Annotated in this window: 18 protein-coding genes; 8 read left to right on the plus strand and 10 right to left on the minus strand. The window is 72.6% G+C overall.

From position 1 onward, the window contains the following. The first annotated feature begins 13 nt into the window (after window positions 1–13). Window positions 14–1,738, plus strand: coding sequence for a cation acetate symporter (locus tag C6376_RS23180; protein ID WP_107445191.1), 1,725 nt, complete (start codon window positions 14–16; stop codon window positions 1,736–1,738). Next, on the plus strand, window positions 1,735–2,940 hold the full coding sequence (locus C6376_RS23185) for a sensor histidine kinase (RefSeq protein ID WP_107445192.1): 1,206 nt from the start codon (window positions 1,735–1,737) through the stop codon (window positions 2,938–2,940). The genes C6376_RS23180 and C6376_RS23185 overlap by 4 nt, the downstream gene beginning before the upstream one ends. Here C6376_RS23185 and C6376_RS23190 read toward each other — a convergent pair whose 3' ends face one another. The 5 genes from C6376_RS23190 to C6376_RS23210 form a co-directional block, all read right to left on the minus strand. Beyond that, entirely contained in the window at window positions 2,941–3,111 is a 171-nt protein-coding gene (locus C6376_RS23190) for a hypothetical protein (protein WP_107445193.1), read from the minus strand. A 61-nt stretch (window positions 3,112–3,172) separates the two neighbouring features. Then, the gene (locus tag C6376_RS23195) at window positions 3,173–4,123 is read right to left on the minus strand and encodes a cytochrome c oxidase assembly protein (protein ID WP_107445194.1); all 951 of its coding nucleotides are present in this window, start codon (window positions 4,121–4,123) and stop codon (window positions 3,173–3,175) included. Window positions 4,124–4,229: 106 nt separating this feature from the next. Beyond that, on the minus strand, window positions 4,230–5,255 hold the full coding sequence (locus tag C6376_RS23200; RefSeq protein ID WP_107445195.1) for a 6-phosphofructokinase: 1,026 nt from the start codon (window positions 5,253–5,255) through the stop codon (window positions 4,230–4,232). 224 nt (window positions 5,256–5,479) lie between these two features. After that, a complete protein-coding gene (locus C6376_RS23205) occupies window positions 5,480–6,208 on the minus strand; it encodes a type 1 glutamine amidotransferase (protein ID WP_057580791.1) in 729 nt (242 codons plus the stop codon). Between the two features lie 17 nt (window positions 6,209–6,225). Then, a complete protein-coding gene (locus tag C6376_RS23210) occupies window positions 6,226–7,464 on the minus strand; it encodes a MurT ligase domain-containing protein (RefSeq protein WP_057580793.1) in 1,239 nt (412 codons plus the stop codon). A gap of 155 nt (window positions 7,465–7,619) precedes the next feature. Here C6376_RS23210 and def point away from each other — a divergent pair, with 155 nt between their 5' ends. Beyond that, on the plus strand, window positions 7,620–8,165 hold the full coding sequence (def, locus tag C6376_RS23215; RefSeq protein WP_107445196.1) for a peptide deformylase: 546 nt from the start codon (window positions 7,620–7,622) through the stop codon (window positions 8,163–8,165). 86 nt (window positions 8,166–8,251) lie between these two features. Here def and C6376_RS23220 read toward each other — a convergent pair whose 3' ends face one another. Then, window positions 8,252–8,896 carry a TetR family transcriptional regulator gene (locus C6376_RS23220; RefSeq protein WP_107445197.1) on the minus strand — a complete coding sequence of 215 codons (645 nt, stop codon included), beginning with the start codon at window positions 8,894–8,896 and terminating at the stop codon, window positions 8,252–8,254. 174 nt (window positions 8,897–9,070) lie between these two features. Between C6376_RS23220 and C6376_RS23225 the strand changes: the two genes are divergently transcribed. Continuing rightward, window positions 9,071–10,297 (plus strand): acyl-CoA dehydrogenase family protein, encoded by a 1,227-nt coding sequence (locus C6376_RS23225; RefSeq protein ID WP_107445198.1) that lies wholly within the window; start codon window positions 9,071–9,073, stop codon window positions 10,295–10,297. Between the two features lie 160 nt (window positions 10,298–10,457). Here the strand turns inward: C6376_RS23225 and C6376_RS23230 are convergent, their stop codons facing one another. The 4 genes from C6376_RS23230 to C6376_RS23245 form a co-directional block, all read right to left on the minus strand. After that, entirely contained in the window at window positions 10,458–10,694 is a 237-nt protein-coding gene (locus C6376_RS23230) for a DUF6213 family protein (RefSeq protein WP_107449123.1), read from the minus strand. Between the two features lie 25 nt (window positions 10,695–10,719). After that, entirely contained in the window at window positions 10,720–12,105 is a 1,386-nt protein-coding gene (locus C6376_RS23235) for an NADP-dependent succinic semialdehyde dehydrogenase (RefSeq protein ID WP_107445199.1), read from the minus strand. A 76-nt stretch (window positions 12,106–12,181) separates the two neighbouring features. Further along, window positions 12,182–12,655: an NUDIX domain-containing protein gene (locus tag C6376_RS23240; RefSeq protein ID WP_107445200.1), complete on the minus strand. Its 474-nt coding sequence runs from the start codon at window positions 12,653–12,655 to the stop codon at window positions 12,182–12,184. Further along, entirely contained in the window at window positions 12,652–14,190 is a 1,539-nt protein-coding gene (locus C6376_RS23245; RefSeq protein ID WP_107445201.1) for an ATP-dependent DNA ligase, read from the minus strand. Before C6376_RS23245 ends, C6376_RS23240 begins: the two co-directional genes overlap by 4 nt. Before the next feature lie 255 nt (window positions 14,191–14,445). Between C6376_RS23245 and C6376_RS23250 the strand changes: the two genes are divergently transcribed. The 4 genes from C6376_RS23250 to C6376_RS23265 all read left to right on the plus strand — a co-directional run bounded on the left by C6376_RS23250 (window position 14,446) and on the right by C6376_RS23265 (window position 18,330). Continuing rightward, complete coding sequence (locus tag C6376_RS23250; protein WP_107445202.1) at window positions 14,446–15,018, plus strand: helix-turn-helix domain-containing protein; 573 nt, start codon at window positions 14,446–14,448, stop codon at window positions 15,016–15,018. 86 nt (window positions 15,019–15,104) lie between these two features. Continuing rightward, complete coding sequence (locus tag C6376_RS23255; RefSeq protein WP_107445203.1) at window positions 15,105–16,076, plus strand: NADPH:quinone oxidoreductase family protein; 972 nt, start codon at window positions 15,105–15,107, stop codon at window positions 16,074–16,076. Beyond that, window positions 16,073–17,257, plus strand: coding sequence for an acyl-CoA dehydrogenase family protein (locus C6376_RS23260; RefSeq protein WP_107445204.1), 1,185 nt, complete (start codon window positions 16,073–16,075; stop codon window positions 17,255–17,257). Before C6376_RS23255 ends, C6376_RS23260 begins: the two co-directional genes overlap by 4 nt. Further along, the gene (locus C6376_RS23265; RefSeq protein ID WP_107445205.1) at window positions 17,254–18,330 is read left to right on the plus strand and encodes an acyl-CoA dehydrogenase family protein; all 1,077 of its coding nucleotides are present in this window, start codon (window positions 17,254–17,256) and stop codon (window positions 18,328–18,330) included. The genes C6376_RS23260 and C6376_RS23265 overlap by 4 nt, the downstream gene beginning before the upstream one ends. Window positions 18,331–18,412 lie beyond the last annotated feature (82 nt).

Raw genomic sequence — 18,412 nt, forward strand, 5'->3', positions numbered from 1 at the left:
GGGCGGCGCGACGATGAACTCGACCTTCGCCGTCCCCGCCGTCGCCCTGGTGGTCGTCGCGACCGTGCTCGTCGGCGCCTTCGGCCTGCGCATCTCCCGCACCACCTCCGACTTCTACGTGGCCTCCCGAACCGTCGGCCCCCGCCTCAACGCGGCCGCCATCAGCGGCGAGTACCTCTCCGCCGCCTCCTTCCTCGGCATCGCCGGCCTCGTCCTCGTCCAGGGCCCGGACATGCTCTGGTACCCCGTCGGCTACACCGCCGGTTACCTGGTCCTGCTGCTCTTCGTCGCCGCCCCGCTGCGCCGCTCCGGCGCCTACACCCTCCCCGACTTCGCCGAGGCGAGGCTCGCCTCGCAGGCCGTGAGACGGCTCGCGGGCGCGTTCGTCGTCGGCGTGGGCTGGCTCTATCTGCTGCCCCAACTCCAGGGCGCCGGGCTGACGTTGACGGTCCTCACCGGTGCTCCCGACTCCCTCGGCGGGCTGATCGTCGCGGTGGTCGTCACGGCCACAGTCGCCGCGGGCGGCATGCGCAGCATCACCTTCGTGCAGGCCTTCCAGTACTGGCTCAAGCTCACCGCCCTCCTCGTCCCCGTCCTCTTCCTGGTCCTCGCCTGGCAGAGCGACGGCGCGCCCCGTGACGTCTTCGAGGAGCCGGCGGCCTTCCGCGACCAGCGGGTGGTCCGGGTCGGCGACACCCTGGACCTGAAACTGGACCGCCCCCTGACCGTGACCGTGGACGGCACGGTCGACGGCCGTCCGCACGAGGACGCGGTGCTCCGGCTGCCGGCCGGCACCCACCGCATCGAGAGGGGAGCCCGCCTCACCTTCGCCGAGGGCGCCGCGGTCCCCGCCGCCGAGCGCGGAACCAGCGGCGGCATGTCCACCTCGCTCGCCGCGAGCCGTGAGGAGCGGCCCCTGTACGCCACCTACGGGCTGATCCTCGCCACGTTCCTCGGCACCATGGGCCTGCCGCACGTCGTCGTGCGCTTCTACACCAGCCCGCACGGTGTCGCCGCCCGCCGCACCACGGTCGCCGTCCTCGCCCTGATCGGCGCGTTCTACCTCCTGCCGCCCGTCTACGGCGCCCTCGGCCGCCTCTACACGCCCGAGCTGGCCCTCAGCGGCGACGCGGACGCGGCCGTCCTGCTGCTGCCCGACCGGATGATCGGCGGCCTCGGCGGCGAGCTGCTGGGCGCGCTGGTCGCCGGCGGCGCCTTCGCCGCGTTCCTGTCCACCGCGTCCGGACTGACGATGGCCGTGGCGGGGGTGCTCGCGCAGGACGTCCTGCCGACCCGCGGCGTCCGGCACTTCCGGCTCGGCACCGGACTCGCCATGGCCGTCCCGCTGGCCGCCAGCCTGCTGGTGGGCGGACTGCCGGTGGCCGACGCCGTGGGGCTGGCCTTCGCGGTGTCGGCGTCCTCGTTCTGCCCGCTGCTGGTGCTCGGCATCTGGTGGCGCCGGCTGACGCCGCCCGGCGCGGCCGCCGGGATGCTGGTCGGCGGCGGGTCGGCGTTCGTCGCGGTCGCCGCCACCATGGCCGGCCTCCCGGGCGCGGGCCCGGCGCACGCCCTGCTCGCCTGGCCCGCCCTGTGGTCCGTGCCGCTCGGCTTCCTCACCATGATCCTGGTGTCCCTGGCCACCCCGAACCGCGTTCCGTCCGGCACCTCGGCGATCCTGGCCCGCTTCCATCTGCCGGAGGAACTCCGCACCGCGCAGACGGCGGAGGCGAAGCCGTGAGCGGCTTCCTCGCGGGCGTCTGCATCGCGATCCTGCCCTTCCTCGCCGTCGGCTTCTGGCTCGGGCGGCGGACCGGGCGCCCGGAACGCCTCGGAGGCCTCGGCACCCCCGTCGAGCACGCCACCTTCCAGACCCTGCACACCGCGTCCCTCGCCGCACCCCCGCTGCGGGCCGGACTCACCGAGGAGACCGCCCGCAGGTCGGCCCGCAGGCTGCGCACCCTGCTCGGCACCGACGCCCTGTGTCTGACCGACGAGGAGCAGGTGCTGGTCTGGGACGGCGTGGGCTCCCATCACCGGGCCGAGATCATGGAACGGCTGGCCGGCCCGCTGGAGAGCGGCCGCGGAGAGGCCTTCCGCCTGGCCTGCGAGCACGCCGACTGCCCCGTCCGCTGGGCCGTGGTCGCCCCGCTCACCGTCGACGACCGGGTGCACGGCGCGCTCGTCGCCTGCGCGCCCCGTGAGTCCGCCGTGCTGGTCCGGGCGGCCGGCGAGGTGGCCCGCTGGGTGAGCGTCCAGCTGGAGCTGGCCGACCTCGACCAGTCGCGCACCCGGCTGATCGAGGCGGAGATCAAGGCCCTGCGGGCCCAGATCTCCCCGCACTTCATCTTCAACTCCCTCGCCGTGATCGCCTCGTTCGTCCGCACCGACCCCGAGCGCGCCCGCGAACTGCTGCTGGAGTTCGCCGACTTCACCCGCTACTCGTTCCGCAGGCACGGCGACTTCACCACCCTCGCCGACGAGCTGCACGCCATCGACCACTATCTGGCGCTGGTGCGGGCCCGCTTCGGCGACCGCCTCGCCGTCACCCTGCAGATCGCCCCCGAGGTGCTCCCGGTGGCGCTGCCCTTCCTCTGCCTCCAGCCGCTGGTGGAGAACGCCGTCAAGCACGGTCTGGAGGGCAAGGCCGACACCTGTCACATCCAGATCACCGCGCAGGACGCCGGCGCCGAGGCCCTCGTCGTGATCGAGGACGACGGCGCCGGCATGGACCCGATGGCGCTGCGCCGCATCCTGGCCGGCGAGGTCGGCCCCTCCGGCGGCATCGGCCTGTCCAACGTGGACGACCGGCTGCGCCAGGTCTACGGCGAGGACCACGGCCTGGTCATCGAGACGGCCGTCGGAGCGGGCATGAAGATCACCGCCCGGCTGCCGAAGTACCAGCCGGGCGTGCACTCGGCGGCCCGGATCGGTCCCGGATGATCACGTGGTCCGCATCACGACCAGGGCGAGGGTGATCAGTCCGAGCACCACCCAGCCGAACCACAGCCAGCCGTTGCTGCCGAGCGCCACCGTGTAGGCGGTCACCGCGACGAGTCCGCCGACGGTGAGCACCCCCATGGTCTTCGTGGAACCGTCCGTGGTACCGGCCATCGCGACACCCTCCTCAGGGCCGCCCTCCGCCGGGCGGGTCCCCCTCCATGGTGCCCCGGGATCAGCGCCCGCGTGCGTCGAGTGACGCAAGATAGGCGTTGTAGGCCTCCAGCTCCTGGTCCCCGTCGCGGTCGGCGGCCCGGTCCTTGCGCCTGGCCTGACGCTGCTCGGAGCCGTACCACTGGAACAGCAGCGCGATCAGCACCAGCACGGACGGGATCTCGCTGAACGCCCAGGCGATGCCGCCGGCCGCGTTCTGGTCGGCGAGCGCGTCGATGCCGAGGGAGGCCGGAGGGTTCTCGAAGGTCTCCACCATCGGCTGCGAGGCCATCATCAGCGCGATGCCGAAGAACGCGTGGAACGGCATGCCCGCGAACAGCTCCAGCATCCGCATCAGATAGCCCGGCCGGTTCGGACCCGGATCCACGCCGATGATCGGCCAGAAGAACACCACGCCGACGGCGAGGAAGTGCACCATCATCGCGAGGTGCCCGGTCTTCGAGCCCATCAGGAAGTCGAACAGCGGGGTGAAGTAGAGGGCGTAGAGGCTCGCGATGAACAGCGGGATCGTGAACGCGGGATGGGTGATGACGCGCATGTAGTGGCTGTGCAGGAGCATCAGCAGCAGCTCACGCGGCCCCTTGCGCCCCCGGCCGGCGGCCGGCAGCGCGCGCAGTGCGAGCGTCATGGGAGCGCCGAGCAGCAGCAGGATCGGCGACAGCATGCTGATCACCATGTGCTGCACCATGTGCACGCTGAACATGACCATGCCGTAGTCGTTCAGTCCGGTGCACATCACCAGCATGACGGTCAGGACGCCGACGACGAACGACACCGTCCGCCCGACCGGCCAGGCGTCACCGCGCCGGCGCAGCCGCAGCACGCCCCACCCGTACAGTGCGAGCCCCAGGAGGCAGGCGACGAGGAAGAACGGGTCCGCCGACCACTGAAGGCCCCGTCCCAGCGTGAACGGCGGCAGATCCATCGTCATGCCGTGCCCGCCGTGGTCCATTGCGCCGGCTCCTGATTCGTGGGGGGTTGTACGTTTCCTGCCGCCCCAAGAGTAGAACCGCCCCCGGCGATCTTCGTCACCGGGGGCGGCTGGAGTCGTGGCCCTCCTACAGGACGGTCTCCGCCTCGGCGTACCGCTCCTCGGGGACCGTCTTCAGCGTCTCCACGGCCTCCGCCAGCGGCACCATCACGATGTCCGTGCCGCGCAGGGCCGTCATGTGGCCGAACTCGCCGCGGTGCACGGCCTCCACCGCGTGCCAGCCGAACCGCGTGGCCAGCACCCGGTCGTAGGCGGTCGGCGTGCCGCCGCGCTGCACATGCCCCAGGATGACCGGCCGGGCCTCCTTGCCGAGCCGTGACTCCAGCTCGATGGAGAGCTGCCGGGCGATGCCGGCGAACCGCTCGTGCCCGTAGACGTCCTTGGCGCCCTCGTCGAAGGCCATGCCGCCGGGGGCCGGCTTGGCGCCCTCCGCCGCGACCACGATCGCGAACCGCTTGCCCGCCTCGAACCGCTCGCCGACCCGGCGGGCCAGCTCCTCGATGTCGAAGGGCCGTTCCGGCACGACGATGGCGTGCGCGCCGGCCGCCATGCCGGAGTGCAGCGCTATCCAGCCGGTGTGCCGCCCCATGACCTCGACCACCAGCACCCGCTGGTGCGACTCGGCGGTGGTCTTCAGCCGGTCCAGCGCGTCGGTCGCGACGCCGACGGCCGTGTCGAAGCCGAAGGTGACGTCGGTGACGGCGATGTCGTTGTCGATGGTCTTCGGCACGCCGACGACGGGCAGCCCGCTGTCCGACATCAGCCGGGCCGCCTTGAGGGTGCCCTCACCGCCGATGGGGATGATCGCGTCCAGACCGAGATCCCGGACGTGGCCCTTGGCCCGCTCCACGCCGTCCCGCAGATGCGAGGGCTGGACCCGCGAGGAACCGAGGATGGTGCCGCCGCGGGCGAGGATGCCGCCCACCGCGTCGAGGTCGAGCTTGAGGTAGTCGCACTCCAGGAGGCCCTTCCAGCCGTCCCGGAAGCCGATGACCTCGTCGCCGTGGTCCACGACGGCGCGGTGCACGACGGACCGGATGACGGCGTTCAGGCCGGGGCAGTCGCCGCCGGACGTGAGGACACCAATGCGCATAGCCCGAAACAACCTTCTCCATGTGGGCCTGGTCCGGACCACACTGTCCGGCTCGAATCCCCGCCACCCTAGCGCCAGGAGGGGGCGGGGCCGAAGCATGCGTCCGCCTGCTGGACGCATCTGCTCACCTGTGCGGACGCGCCGTCAGACGGGCTGCTGACGGCGCCCTGAAGATCAGGTGAACACACAGGTCACGCGGCTGCCGGGTGCCGCGGGCCGTCAGGTCACGCGGGTTGCTGGGCGGCGGCGATGCGCTCGCTGCGCAGCGCCTCGTACCAGCGGTCGTCGATCGGCGGCAGCGCGTTCACGTCGAGCGCCAGTTTCAGCAGCAGGTCCGCGATCAGCGGGTTGCGCGCGAGCACCGGGCCGTGCATGTACGTGCCGAACACGGTGTCGTTGTACGCGCCCTCGGTGCCGTCGCCGGTGCCGTTGCCCTTGCCGAGCTGGACGCGGGCCAGCGGACGGGCGGTCGGGCCGAGGTGGGTGACGCCCTGGTGGTTCTCGAAGCCGGTCAGCTGGGGCAGGCCGAGCCGCGGGTCGATGTCGCCGAGGACGTCGCCGACACACCGCTCGCCCTCGCCGCGCGTGGTCGTCACGTCCAGCAGGCCGAGGCCCGGCTCGCGCTGGCCGAGGTCGTTGACGAACTCGTGGCCGAGGATCTGGTAGCCGGCGCAGACCGCGAACACGATCGCGCCGTTGTTCACCGCCTGGTACAGGTGCGCGTCCCGGCGCAGCCGCTCCGCCGCGAGGCGCTGCGGCCGGTCCTCGCCGCCGCCGATGAGGTAGATGTCGCCGGAGGTCGGGATCGGCTGGTCGCTGCGCACGTCGAGCCGGGCCACGTCGAGACCGCGCTGGCGCGCGCGGCGCTCGACGACGAGGGCGTTGCCCTGGTCCCCGTAGGTGCTCAGCAGGTCCGGATAGATCCACACCAGCCGCAGTTGGTTGTCGCTCATGGAAACGTCCTTCGAAGTCAGTTGCCGACGCGGCGGCGCAGGTCCTGGAACGCGGTGTAGTTCGCGATGACCTCGATCCGGCCGGGCGGCGCCTGCTGCACGGCCTGGTCGAGGTTCTCGCAGACCTGGAAGTGCTGGTTCGCGACCTCGAGACGTACGGCGAGGTCCAGCTTCCGGTCGCCGACGACGAAGATCGGGTGACCGGTCAGCCGCGTGTAGTCGACGTCCCACAGCCAGGAGGTGTCGGTGCCGTCGGCGCCGCGCGCGTTCACCGAGAGGATGACCGGGGTCGGCGGCGGGTCGATCAGGCTGAACGTCTCCAGCCAGCCGGCCGGGTTCTTCGCCAGCAGCAGCCGAAGGTCGCGTCCCTGGAACTGCACGACGTCATAGCGCCCGGCGACGGCCTGCACCGCGTACATCCGCTCCAGCGCCACCTGGGGCGGCACGCCGAAGACGGCTGCCACGGCGGCCGAGGAGGCGGCGTTGGCCTTGTTGGCGCGGCCCGGCAGCTGGAGGTGGATCGGCCAGGCCGACCCGTGCGGGTCGATGACGTGGTCGCCGGAGAGCGCCCAGCTCGGCGTCGGACGGCGGAAGCCGCACTCTCCGCAGAACCAGTCGTCACCGGGCCGCTGCATGACGCCGCCGCAGGACGGGCACGACCAGGCGTCGTCCTTCCACATCTGACCGGCGGCGACCCAGACGACGTTGGGGGAGGAGGAGGCCGCCCAGACCACCAGCGGGTCGTCGGCGTTGGCGACCACGACGGCCTTGGAGCCGGCGAGCCCCTCACGCCAGTTCTCCGCGAGCATCCGGGTCTCGGCGGCGCGGTCCAGCTGGTCGCGGGAGAGGTTGAGCAGCGCGATGCACTTGGGCGCGGTGTCCCGGGCGACGCCCGCGAGGTACTTCTCGTCGACCTCGATGACGCCGTAGCGGGCCTCGGAGCCGCCCGCGAGGGCCGAGGTGATGCCGGCCGGCATGTTGGCGCCGAGCGCGTTGGACACGACCGGGCCGGCGGCGCGCAGCGCCTCGGCGATCAGCCGGGTGGTGGTGGTCTTGCCGTTGGTCGCCGAGACGAGGACCACGTCCAGGTTCTGGGCGAGCCGGGCGAGGAGGTCGGGGTCGAGTTTGAGCGCCACCCGGCCGCCGATCACCGAACCGCTGCCGCGCCCCGCGGCGCGCGACGCCGCCGCGACCGCCTTGCCCGCGGTCACGGCGATCTTGGCCCGCGGCGTGAGCGGGTCCGAGTTGCCTGCCATCAGTTCTCGATCCTCCTTGCGTACGCGCCGCGCCTCTGCCGTACGGCAACGTGGTAGGCGCTCAGCCTATCGAGATCCATTCGCACTCCCGAATCCCGGCACCGCTTCACGTCGCGCGGCATGCGCGTGTCAGAAAGGACCGTACCCTTGCCGCCATGCGACACGGCTCCATCCCGGGCGCCCGCGGGCGCGTCCGGCCCCTCACCCTGCTCGGCGACCCCGTCCTGCACGCCCGTTGCGAGGACGTCACCGACTTCGGCCCCCAACTCGCCCGTCTCGTCGAGGACATGTTCGCGACGATGTACGCGGCCCAGGGCGTCGGCCTGGCGGCGAACCAGGTCGGCGAGGCGCTGCGGGTGTTCGTCTACGACTGCCCCGACGACGAGGACGTCCGTCATGTGGGCCATGTGGTGAACCCGCGCCTGGTCGAGGCCGACGGACTGGTCCTGCGTGGTCCCGAGGGGTGTCTGTCCCTTCCGGGCCTGGAGGCGGGGACGGAGCGCCACGACCACGCCGTGGTCGAGGGCCGCACGATGACGGGGGAGCGGCTGCGGGTCCACGGCACGGGATTCTTCGCCAGATGCCTGCAGCACGAGTGCGACCACCTGGAGGGCTTGGTGTACGCGGACCGGGTCTCGGGCTGGCGGGGCCGACGGCTGTCCCGCCAGGTGCGCCGGGCCGCCTGGCACAACACGGTCTAGGAGCGCGGGCGGTACCGGTCCGCGGTGGCGGCCGCCGTGCGGGGGTGACGGGCCGCACGGGCCGGCGCCCACCCGAAGGCCGGGCGTCAGAAGCCGGGGCCGCCGACCTTGTCGCCGGCCGCCGCGAGGCGACCCCACAGCAGGTCGGCCAGACTCCGCACCAGTTCGGCGCGGGAGCACGGCCGCTCGCCCAGCCACCAGTCGCCCGCCGCGTGCATCATCCCGACGATCCCGTGCCCCCACACCCGGGCGAGCTGCTGGCTGCCGGGACCGAGATCCAGCCGCTCCTCGATCACCTGGGCCAGCTCCTCGCCCATCCGGCGCAGCAGGGGCGCGCTGTGCTTGCCGACGTCGAAGCCCTGGTCCGGGCCCGCGCCGGTGTCGGCAGGGTGCATCAGGAACCGGTACACCTGCGGCCGGGCCTCGATCGCGGCGAGGTAGGTGTCCAGGGTCGCCTCGACCCGTTCCCGCCGTTCGGCGGGCGCGTCGAGCGCGGCGCGCAGCGAGTCCAGCAGGGCGTCCGTGTGCCGGGTGGCGAGAGCGGCGTAGAGTCCGCCCTTGTCGCCGAAGTGGCGGTAGAGGATCGGTTTGGTGATGCCGGCCTCCGCCGCGATGGCGTTCATGGACGCCTGCGGGCCGTCGCGCAGCACCACCCGGTCGGCGGCCTCCAGCAACTCGCGCCGTCGTCGGTCGGCGGACCGCTGCTGCTCGGTCCGCTGCGTGGTGTCCATGTGCTCTCCCCACCCGTGCTGTTTCGCTGACGCCTGCGCAAACTAACACCTGACAGCAGCCTGACATCGAACGGGTGGAAGGGCTCCCGCGCGGTCGTCAGGAGTTGACTTTTCCTACCGACCGGTAACAGACTCGAGTTACCGCTAGTAACACGTACCGCCGCTGGAGGGGACATGGCCGAGTTCACCATGGAGCTCAACGACGAACAGAAGGAGGTCCGGGACTGGCTGCACGGCTTCGCCGCCGACGTCATCCGCCCCGCGGCAGCCGAATGGGACGAGCGTGAGGAGACTCCCTGGCCGGTCATCCAGGAGGCGGCGAAGGTCGGCATCTACTCCCTCGACTTCTACGCGCAGCAGTACTTCGACCCCACCGGCCTCGGCATCCCGATGGCCATGGAGGAGCTGTTCTGGGGCGACGCGGGCATCGCGCTGTCCATCGTGGGCACCGGGCTGGCCGCCGTGGGCGTCCTCGCCAACGGGACCGAGGAGCAGATCGGCACCTGGATCCCGCAGATGTACGGCGACGCGAACGACGTCAAGGTGGCCGCCTTCTGCTCCTCCGAGCCCGACGCCGGCTCCGACGTGGCGTCCCTGCGCACGCGGGCCGTGTACGACGAGGCCAAGGACGAGTGGGTGCTCAACGGCACCAAGACCTGGGCGACCAACGGCGGCATCGCCAACGTCCACGTGGTCGTGGCGGCCGTGGACCCCGAGCTCGGCTCCAAGGGACACGCCTCCTTCATCGTCCCGCCGGGCACCCCGGGGCTCGCCCAGGGCCAGAAGTTCAAGAAGCACGGCATCCGCGCCTCGCACACCGCCGAGGTCGTCCTCGACAACGTGCGGGTCCCCGGCTCCTGCCTGCTCGGCGGCAAGGAGAAGCTGGACGAGCGGCTGGCGCGGGCCCGCGAGCGGGCGAAGACGGGCGGCGAGCGGGTGAAGAACGCGGCGATGGCCACGTTCGAGGCCTCGCGCCCCGCCGTCGGCGCGATGGCCGTCGGTACGGCCCGCGCCGCCTACGAGGTCGCCCTCGACTACGCCAAGACGCGTGAGCAGTTCGGCCGCCCGATCATCGACAACCAGGGCGTCGCCTTCCAGCTCGCGGACATGCGCACCCAGATCGACGCCGCGCGGCTGCTGGTCTGGCGCGCCTCCTGGATGGCGGTCAACGGGAAGCCGTTCACCGCCGCCGAGGGCTCGATGTCGAAGCTGTACGCCAGCGAGACGGCGAAGAAGGTCACCGCGCAGGCCGTCCAGATCCTCGGCGGCAACGGCTACACCCGCGAGTACCCGGTGGAGCGCATGCACCGCGACGCGGCCATCTACACCATTTTCGAGGGCACGAGCGAGATCCAGCGGCTGGTGATCGCCCGCACGCTGTCGGGAATGCCGATCCGCTGACACGCGGGACGACGACGCGATCCGGCCTCCGGGGAAGAATCCCCGGGGGCCGCTCGCGTTCCGGACGGGCCGCCGGTCCGGCTGCCTGTCGGTCCGTCCGACGGTCCGGCTGCCTGTCGGTGTCTTCGACGCAGCGGGCGCGACCGTGCGCCGGGCCTGGCTACGGCGCGCCTCCGCTGCTGTGCGCGATGCAGGCCACGTCGATCCGGTCGGCGAGCTTGGCGAGTTCGATCGTCAACGCGGCGACGGTGTTCTCGTCGAGATCCTCCGCCCCGGCCTCGACGAGATGCAGCCACCGGCCCCCCAGCGTGCGGAGCAGCTTGCTCACGTCCGCCGCGGTCACCTGCAGGGTCCCGCGGTCGTCGACGATCAGGGGCAGGGTCACTTCGCGGTTCACACCCGGGATCGTAGCCGCGCGGCGGTCACGCACCGTGCCAAACCGTGGTGATGTTGCAGAACTCCCGGATTCCGTGCCCGGACAGCTCCCGGCCGTATCCGGACCGCTTCACCCCGCCGAACGGGAACCCCGGATGGGACGCGGTCATCCCGTTGACGAACACCCCGCCGGCCTCCAGATCCCGGACGAACCGGTCCACCTCGGCCTCGTCGCGCGTCCAGACGTTGGAACTCAGCCCGAACGGCGAGTCGTTGGCGATGAGCACCGCCGCGTCCAGGTCGGTCGCCCGGTACACGGTCGCCACCGGCCCGAACGCCTCCTCGCGGTGAATGCGCATCTCCCGCGTGACGCCGGCCAGGACGGTGGGCGGGTAGTACCAGCCGGGGCCGTCGGGCCGTTCGCCCCCGCACAGCACCTCGGCCCCGGAGCGTCGCGCGTCGTCCACCAGTTCCTCCAGGTCGGCCCGCCCCTGTTCGCTCGCCAGCGGGCCGACCTCCGTCTCCTCCTCCAGCGGATCCCCGACCCGCAGGGCCGCCATGCCCGCGACGAACCGCTCGGTGAAGGCGTCGTAGACGTCCGCGTGGACGATGAACCGTTTGGCGGCGATGCACGACTGCCCGTTGTTCTGCACGCGCGCGGTCACCGCGACCTCGGCCGCCCGGTCGACGTCCGCGGACGGCATCACCACGTAGGGGTCGCTGCCGCCCAGCTCCAGCACCGTCTTCTTGATCATCTCGCCGGCGGTGGCGGCGACGGCCCGTCCGGCCGGCTCGCTGCCGGTCAGGGTCGCCGCCTTGACCCGTTCGTCGCGCAGGATCTCGTCCACCGCGCCCGAACCGACGAGCAGGGTCTGGAAGCAGCCCTCGGGGAAGCCGGCCCGGTGGAACAGCTCCTCCAGGTACAGCGCGGTCCTCGGGACGTTCGAGGCGTGCTTGAGCAGGCCCACGTTGCCCGCCATCAGCGCCGGCGCGGCGAACCGCACGACCTGCCACAGCGGGAAGTTCCACGGCATCACCGCGAGCACCGGACCCAGCGGCCGGTACCGGACCACGGCGCGCGAGCCGCCGGAGTCCTTCACGTCGGCGGCGGCCGGCTCCTCGTCGGCGAGCAGCTCCTGCGCGTGCTCGGCGTACCAGCGCATCGCCCTGGCGCACTTCGCGGCCTCGGCCCGCGCCTGCCTGACCGGTTTGCCCATCTCGACGGTCATGGTCCGGCCGATCTCCGGCTGGTCCTCGTCTAGCAGGTCGGCGGCCCGGTTCAGCAGCCGTGCGCGTTCGGGACACGTCGTCGTCCGGTACGTGCGGAAGGTGGCCTCGGCGAGCTGGAGCCGGCGTTCCAGCTCCTCCTCGCCCATGGCCTCGTACGTCTCGAGCGTCTCGCCGTTCGCCGGGTTCACCGTCGCGATGGGCATGACCGACCTCCTGGGGAGCTGGCTGTGTTCCGACCTTCGCGCGCCGCACCGGACACCGCAACGCGTACGCGTCCGCTCAGGCGCTCGGTGACGAGTGCTCCGCCAGCCGGTCCAGAAACGCGGCCTGCGCCGTGACGATCAGCTCACGCGCGCGTTCCATGCCGTACCAGGCCACCCGGTCGAGTTCGGGGAACTCCCGGGTGCGCCCCGAGCGGGGCGGCCATTCCATGGTGAACGTGCCCGGCTCGACGGCGGCCGGGTCGAGATCCGCCTCGACGGCCCACACCGTGACGATCTTGCCGCCGGTCTGCCGCACCTCGCCGAGCGCGATCGGTTCGCCGTCGGGCGGGTCCAGCCCCAGCTCCTCGCGGAACTCGCGCCGGGCCGCCTCCCAGGCGGGCTCGTCGGACGCGTACTCGCCCTTGGGGACGGTCCACGCACCGGCGTCCTTCTTCGCGAAGTAGGGGCCGCCCATGTGCCCCAGCAACACCTCGGGGCCCGCCCCGGTCCGCCGGAACAACAGCAGGCCGGCACTTCGGCGCGCGGTCACGGACGCACCTGCGGGTGGGCGGCGAGCAGGGTCTCCACCGTGTCCGCCTCCTCGGGCCGCTTGTCCTCGCGGTAGCGCAGCACGCGGGCGAAGCGCAGGGTGACCCCGGCCGGGTAGCGGGAGGAGCGCTGCAGGCCGTCGTAGGCGATCTCGACGACGAGCTCGGGGCGGACGGTCACCACGTACCCGTTCTCCTCGACGGCCAGCTCCCGCAGGCGCTCCGTCTGCCAGGCCAGCATCGCGTCGGTCATGCCCTTGAAGGTCTTGCCGAGCATCACGAAGCCGCCGTCCCGCGCGCGGGCGCCCAGGTGGAGGTTGGAGAGCTTGCCGGTGCGCCGCCCGTGGCCCCATTCGGCGGCCAGGACCACCAGGTCGAGCGTGTGCACCGGCTTGACCTTCAGCCAGGACGCCCCGCGCCGGCCCGCGCTGTAGGGCGCGTCCAGCGCCTTGACCACGACGCCCTCGTGGCCGCGCAGCAGCGTCCGGCGGGAGAACTCCTCCGCCGCCCCGGCGTCCTCGGGGCCGGACACGAGCGTGCGGCGCACCCGCATCGGCTCGGGCGCCAGCCGGGCCAGTTCCGCCTGACGCTCGGCGAGGGGCAGGTCGAGCAGGTCCCGTCCGTCCACGGACAGCACGTCGAAGAAGACGGGGGAGACCGGCACCGCCTCCGCGGCCGTCGCCACGTCCACCCGGGAGCCGACCCGGCCGGCGGTCTCCTGGAAGGAACGCGGGCGGCCCGTCCCGTCGAGGGCGATGACCTCGCCGTCCAGGATGAAACGCGACCCCGCCAGCCCCCTCGCCGCACGGGTCACCTCGGGCAGGCGGTCGGTGATGTCGTCGAGGGTGCGGGTGTACAGGCGCACGTCGTCGCCGTCGCGGTGCACCTGGACGCGGATGCCGTCCAGCTTCTCCTCGACCGCGCAGGCGCCGAGTCTGCCGACCGCCTCGGTGACGGAGGACGCGGTGTGCGCCAGCATCGGCTGCACCGGGCGGCCCACGGTGAGCCGGAACGACTCCAGTGCCGCGGGCCCGTCCGCGAGCAGCGCCCGCGCCACCGACTGCAGCGAGCCCGCCAGCATCACCGCCCGCCGCACGTCTCCCGGGGGCGCGCCGGTCGCCTGTGCCAGGCCCTCCACGGCGACGGCGTCCAGCGCGCCCTGGCGGACCTCGCCGGTGATGAGGCCGAGCAGGAACCGCTGTTCGTCCGCGGTGGCCGCGCTCATCAACTCGCCCACCAGACGCGTCCGTTCGGCCTGCGATCCGGGGCCCGACACCGTGCCGAGCTCGGTGAGCCGGGCATCCGTCTCCCGCACGGAGAGGGTGGGCCCGTCGGCCGGGGCGACCGGACGGCTCAGCACCTTCCACCCGACGCCCAGGCGGCCCTGGGGGAGCCGTCCGGCCAGGTAGGGGATGACGATGGGGACGTCCTGCGCGTCCGCCTCCCGGAAGAGTTCGGCGAGCAGGGCGATCTTGCGGGAGCGCGCCGGAACGGCGGCGACCTCCCGGGACACGTCGGCGAGCCGGGTCAGCAGCATGCAGCCATGGTGCACCGGGGAGTCGGTGACTACACCCCGGCCGTCCCGGCAGCCGCGGCGGCCGCGTCGAGATCCGCAGTCAGCAGATCCCGTTGAACGTGGCGCAGGCCCGGCAGCCGCGGCCGGCGGCGTTCACCACCTGCTCGGCGAAGCCCGACCTCGAATTCCTCGGTCCCCGTGGCCACCTCCGTCGCCACCGTCGCCACACCGACACCGGATTGACAAACGTTGTTGCCGATTCGGCAAGATGGGGAGATGGCTACCGATGACGTACTCGCGGAGGTCGGGCCCAGGCTGCGTCGCATCCGCAAGGAGCGGGAGGTGACGCTCGCCGCGCTGTCCGGCGCGACCGGCATCTCCGTCAGCACCCTGTCGCGGCTGGAGTCCGGGCTGCGCAAGCCCAGCCTGGAACTGCTGCTGCCGATCGCACAGGCCCACCGGGTGCCGCTGGACGAACTGGTCGGGGCGCCCCCGGTCAGCGATCCCCGGGTGCGTGCCGAGCCCCTGGTGCGGCACGGGCGCACCTTCTGGCCGCTGTCCCGGCAGCCCGGCGGACTGCAGGCGTTCAAGGTGCTGGTGCCGCAGCGCGAGGAGGAGCCGGAACCGCGCACCCACGAGGGCTACGAATGGCTCTATGTGATGTCGGGACGGCTGCGGGTGGTGCTCGCGGAGCACGACGTGGTGATGACGGCCGGGGAGGCGGCCGAGTTCGACACGCGCGTGCCGCACTGGTTCGGATCGACGGGAGAAGGGCCCGCCGAGTTCCTCAGCCTCTTCGGGCCGCAGGGCGAACGGATGCATGTGCGGGCGCGGCCGTCGCAGAGGTGACGCACCCAACGGTTCCCTCAGTCACAAGCGACCGCTTAGTATGCGATGGACCAGGGTACGACGACGCAGTCCCGTGGAGGCTCCGCATGCAGGCATGGCAGGTGCACGAGAACGGCGAGCCGAGCGAGGTGATGCGGCTCACGGACGTGGAGCGGCCCACGCCCGGCGACGGCCAGGTCCTGCTCAGGGTGCGCGCCGCGAACATCAACTTCCCGGACGTGCTGATGTGCCGGGGCCACTACCAGGTGCGGCCGCCGCTGCCGTTCACCCCGGGCGTGGAGATCTGCGGTGAGACCGAGGACGGCCGCCGTGTGATCGCCAACCCGGCCCTGCCGCACGGCGGCTTCGCCGAGTACGCCCTCGCGGACGCCGCCGCTCTGCTGCCCGCCCCCGAGTCGTTGGACGACGCCGAGGCCGCCGCCCTGCACATCGGCTACCAGACCGGCTGGTTCGGACTGCACCGCAGGGCGCGCCTCGAAGCGGGCGAGACGCTCCTCGTCCACGCCGCCGCCGGAGGCGTGGGCAGCGCGGCCGTACAGCTCGGGAAGGCGGCGGGCGCGAGGGTCATCGGCGTCGTGGGCGGCGCCGGGAAGGCGGCCGTCGCCCGGGAACTGGGCTGCGACACGGTGATCGACCGGCACGCCGAGGACGTCGTCGCCGCCGTGAAGGAGGCCACCGGCGGCCGGGGCGCCGACGTGATCTACGACCCCGTCGGCGGCGAGGCCTACACGCAGTCCGCGAAGACCGTCGCCTTCGAGGGCCGGATCGTGGTCGTCGGCTTCGCGAGCGGGACCATCCCGAGCCCCGCGCTGAACCACGCGCTGGTGAAGAACTACGCGATCCTGGGCCTGCACTGGGGTCTGTACAACACGAAGAACCCCAAGCTGGTCCAGCACTGCCACGAGCAGCTCACCGACCTGGCCGCCCGGGGTGCGATCAAGCCGCTGATCAGCGAGCGCACACCGCTCGACGGGGCCGCGGCCGCCGTGCAGCGGGTCGCCGACGGCGTCACCACCGGCCGGGTCGCCGTCGTACCGCAGAACGGAGCCGCCGTATGACCGACGCAGCCGAACTCCAGCGCCGCACAGCCCAGTTGCTGGCAGACCACCCGCCCGCCACGACCGGCCGGACGGACTTCCTCGAGGCCCGCTTCGACGCGGGCCTCGCCTGGGTGCACTACCCGGAGGGCCTCGGCGGCCTCGGCGCCCCCCGCTCCCTCCAGGCCGTCGTCGACGCCGAGCTGGAGGCCGCGGGCGCCCCCGACAACGACCCCCGGCGCATCGGTATCGGCCTAGGCATGGCCGCGCCGACGATCCTCAAGTACGGCACCGACGAACAGAAGCAGCGGTTCCTGCGGCCGCTGTGGACGGGCGAGGAGGTCTGGTGCCAGCTGTTCAGCGAGCCGGGCGCCGGCTCCGACCTGGCCGCACTGGGCACGCGTGCCGTCCGTGAGGCCGGCGGTGACTGGGTCGTCAACGGGCAGAAGGTGTGGACCTCCAGCGCCCACGTCGCCCGCTGGGCCATCCTCATCGCCCGCACCGACCCGGACGTGCCCAAGCACGCGGGCATCACCTACTTCCTCTGCGACATGACGGACCCGGGCGTCGAGGTCCGGCCGCTGCGCCAGATCACCGGCGAAGCCGAGTTCAACGAGGTCTTCCTCACCGGCGTGCGCATCCCCGACGCCCGCCGCCTCGGCGAGGTCGGCGAGGGCTGGCGGGTCGCGCAGACCACGCTGAACAACGAACGCGTCGCCATCGGCGGCATGCGGCTGCCCCGCGAGGGCGGCATGATCGGCCCGATCGCCAGGACGTGGCGCGAACGGCCCGAACTGCGCACCCACGACCTGCACCAGCGGCTGCTGAAGCTGTGGGTGGAGGCCGAGGTGGCCCGCCTCACCGGCGAACGCCTGCGCCAGCAGCTCGCGTCCGGCCAGCCCGGCCCCGAGGGCGCCGGCATGAAGCTCGCCTTCGCCCGCCTCAACCAGGAGATCAGCGGCCTGGAGGTGGAACTGCGCGGCGAGGAGGGCCTGTTGTACGACGACTGGACGATGCGCCGCCCGGAGCTCGTGGACTTCACCGGCCGTGACGCGGGGTACCGCTACCTGCGCTCCAAGGGCAACAGCATTGAGGGCGGGACCAGCGAGGTCCTGCTGAACATCGTCGCCGAGCGCGTCCTGGGCCTGCCGTCCGAGCCGCGCACCGACAAGGACGTCGCCTGGAAGGACCTCGCCCGATGACCGATCTTCTCTACTCCGAAGAGGAGGAGGCGCTGCGGTCGGCGGTCCGGGACCTGCTGACCGACCGCCTGGACCCGGCCGGCGTCATCGCGCGGACCGAGTCGGACGCCCCGCACGACGTCTCCCTGTGGAAGACCCTCACCGGCGACATGGGCCTCGCCGGCCTGCTGATCCCGGAGGAGCTGGACGGACAGGGCGCCACCCACCGGGAGGCGGCCGTCGTCCTCGAGGAACTGGGGCGGACGGTCGCGCCCGTGCCCTACCTGACGAGCGCGGTGGTGGCCACCGAGGCGCTGCTCGCGTGCGGCGCCGACGACCTGCTCGTGCGGCTGGCGTCGGCGACCACGGTCGCAGCGCTCGCCGTGGGTCTGCACACCGCGCCCGGCGCCGCCTTCCCGGCCGTACGACTCGAGAACGGGCTGTTGTCCGGCGAGTTGACCGGCATCGCCGACGCCGTGGCCGCCGACCTGCTGCTGGTGCCCGCGGACGACGGAGGCCTGTACGCGGTCCAGGCCTCGTCCGTCACGGTCACCTCGCAGGTGTCGTTCGACCTCACCCGGCCCCTGGCGACCGTCACCCTCGCCGGGACGCCCGCCGGCGCCCGGCTCGGCGACGCCGGACCCGCCGTGCGGCGCGCTCTGCGCGCCGGTGCCGGACTGCTCGCCTCCGAGCAACTCGGTCTGGCCGAATGGGCGTTGACCGAGACCGTGCGCTACCTGAAGGAGCGCAAGCAGTTCAACCGGTCCGTCGGCGGCTTCCAGGCCCTCAAGCACCGACTGGCACAGCTGTGGCTGGAGGTCGTCAACCTCCGGGCCGGCGCCCGCGCCGCGGCCGACGCGCTGGCGAACGGCGAGGACGCCGACCTCGCGACGGCCGTCGCGCAGGCCTACGCGGCGCCAGTCGCCGTGCGCGCCGCCGAGGAGGCGCTGCAACTGCACGCCGGCATCGGTATGACCTGGGAGCACCCCGTCCACCTGTGCCTCAAGCGGGCCAAGGCCGACTCGATCGCCTACGGCACCGCGGGCGCGCACCGCACCGCCGTGGCCGAACTCGTCGACCTGCGGGCCCCCTGACCCCGGCCGTCACCCGGTGAGGCCCGCCCCCGGGCGCATTCCAGGGGCGGGCTTTTCCGTGACACCACTCCTTCGGCGGACG

The organism is Streptomyces sp. P3 (assembly GCF_003032475.1).
Lineage (GTDB): Bacteria > Actinomycetota > Actinomycetes > Streptomycetales > Streptomycetaceae > Streptomyces.

Excerpts from the sequence above, each read along its gene's own strand:
- C6376_RS23265 (WP_107445205.1), top strand. The coding sequence starts at position 17,254 with ATGACCGATCTTCTCTACTCCGAAGAGGAGGAGGCGCTGCGGTCGGCG.
- C6376_RS23245 (WP_107445201.1), bottom strand. The coding sequence starts at position 14,190 with ATGCTGCTGACCCGGCTCGCCGACGTGTCCCGGGAGGTCGCCGCCGTT.
- C6376_RS23180 (WP_107445191.1), top strand. The coding sequence starts at position 14 with ATGAACTCGACCTTCGCCGTCCCCGCCGTCGCCCTGGTGGTCGTCGCG.
- def (WP_107445196.1), top strand. The coding sequence starts at position 7,620 with ATGCGACACGGCTCCATCCCGGGCGCCCGCGGGCGCGTCCGGCCCCTC.
- C6376_RS23220 (WP_107445197.1), bottom strand. The coding sequence starts at position 8,896 with ATGGACACCACGCAGCGGACCGAGCAGCAGCGGTCCGCCGACCGACGA.
- C6376_RS23225 (WP_107445198.1), top strand. The coding sequence starts at position 9,071 with ATGGCCGAGTTCACCATGGAGCTCAACGACGAACAGAAGGAGGTCCGG.
- C6376_RS23250 (WP_107445202.1), top strand. The coding sequence starts at position 14,446 with ATGGCTACCGATGACGTACTCGCGGAGGTCGGGCCCAGGCTGCGTCGC.
- C6376_RS23235 (WP_107445199.1), bottom strand. The coding sequence starts at position 12,105 with ATGCCCATCGCGACGGTGAACCCGGCGAACGGCGAGACGCTCGAGACG.
- C6376_RS23190 (WP_107445193.1), bottom strand. The coding sequence starts at position 3,111 with ATGGCCGGTACCACGGACGGTTCCACGAAGACCATGGGGGTGCTCACC.
- C6376_RS23255 (WP_107445203.1), top strand. The coding sequence starts at position 15,105 with ATGCAGGCATGGCAGGTGCACGAGAACGGCGAGCCGAGCGAGGTGATG.
- C6376_RS23260 (WP_107445204.1), top strand. The coding sequence starts at position 16,073 with ATGACCGACGCAGCCGAACTCCAGCGCCGCACAGCCCAGTTGCTGGCA.
- C6376_RS23205 (WP_057580791.1), bottom strand. The coding sequence starts at position 6,208 with ATGAGCGACAACCAACTGCGGCTGGTGTGGATCTATCCGGACCTGCTG.
- C6376_RS23195 (WP_107445194.1), bottom strand. The coding sequence starts at position 4,123 with ATGGACCACGGCGGGCACGGCATGACGATGGATCTGCCGCCGTTCACG.
- C6376_RS23210 (WP_057580793.1), bottom strand. The coding sequence starts at position 7,464 with ATGGCAGGCAACTCGGACCCGCTCACGCCGCGGGCCAAGATCGCCGTG.
- C6376_RS23200 (WP_107445195.1), bottom strand. The coding sequence starts at position 5,255 with ATGCGCATTGGTGTCCTCACGTCCGGCGGCGACTGCCCCGGCCTGAAC.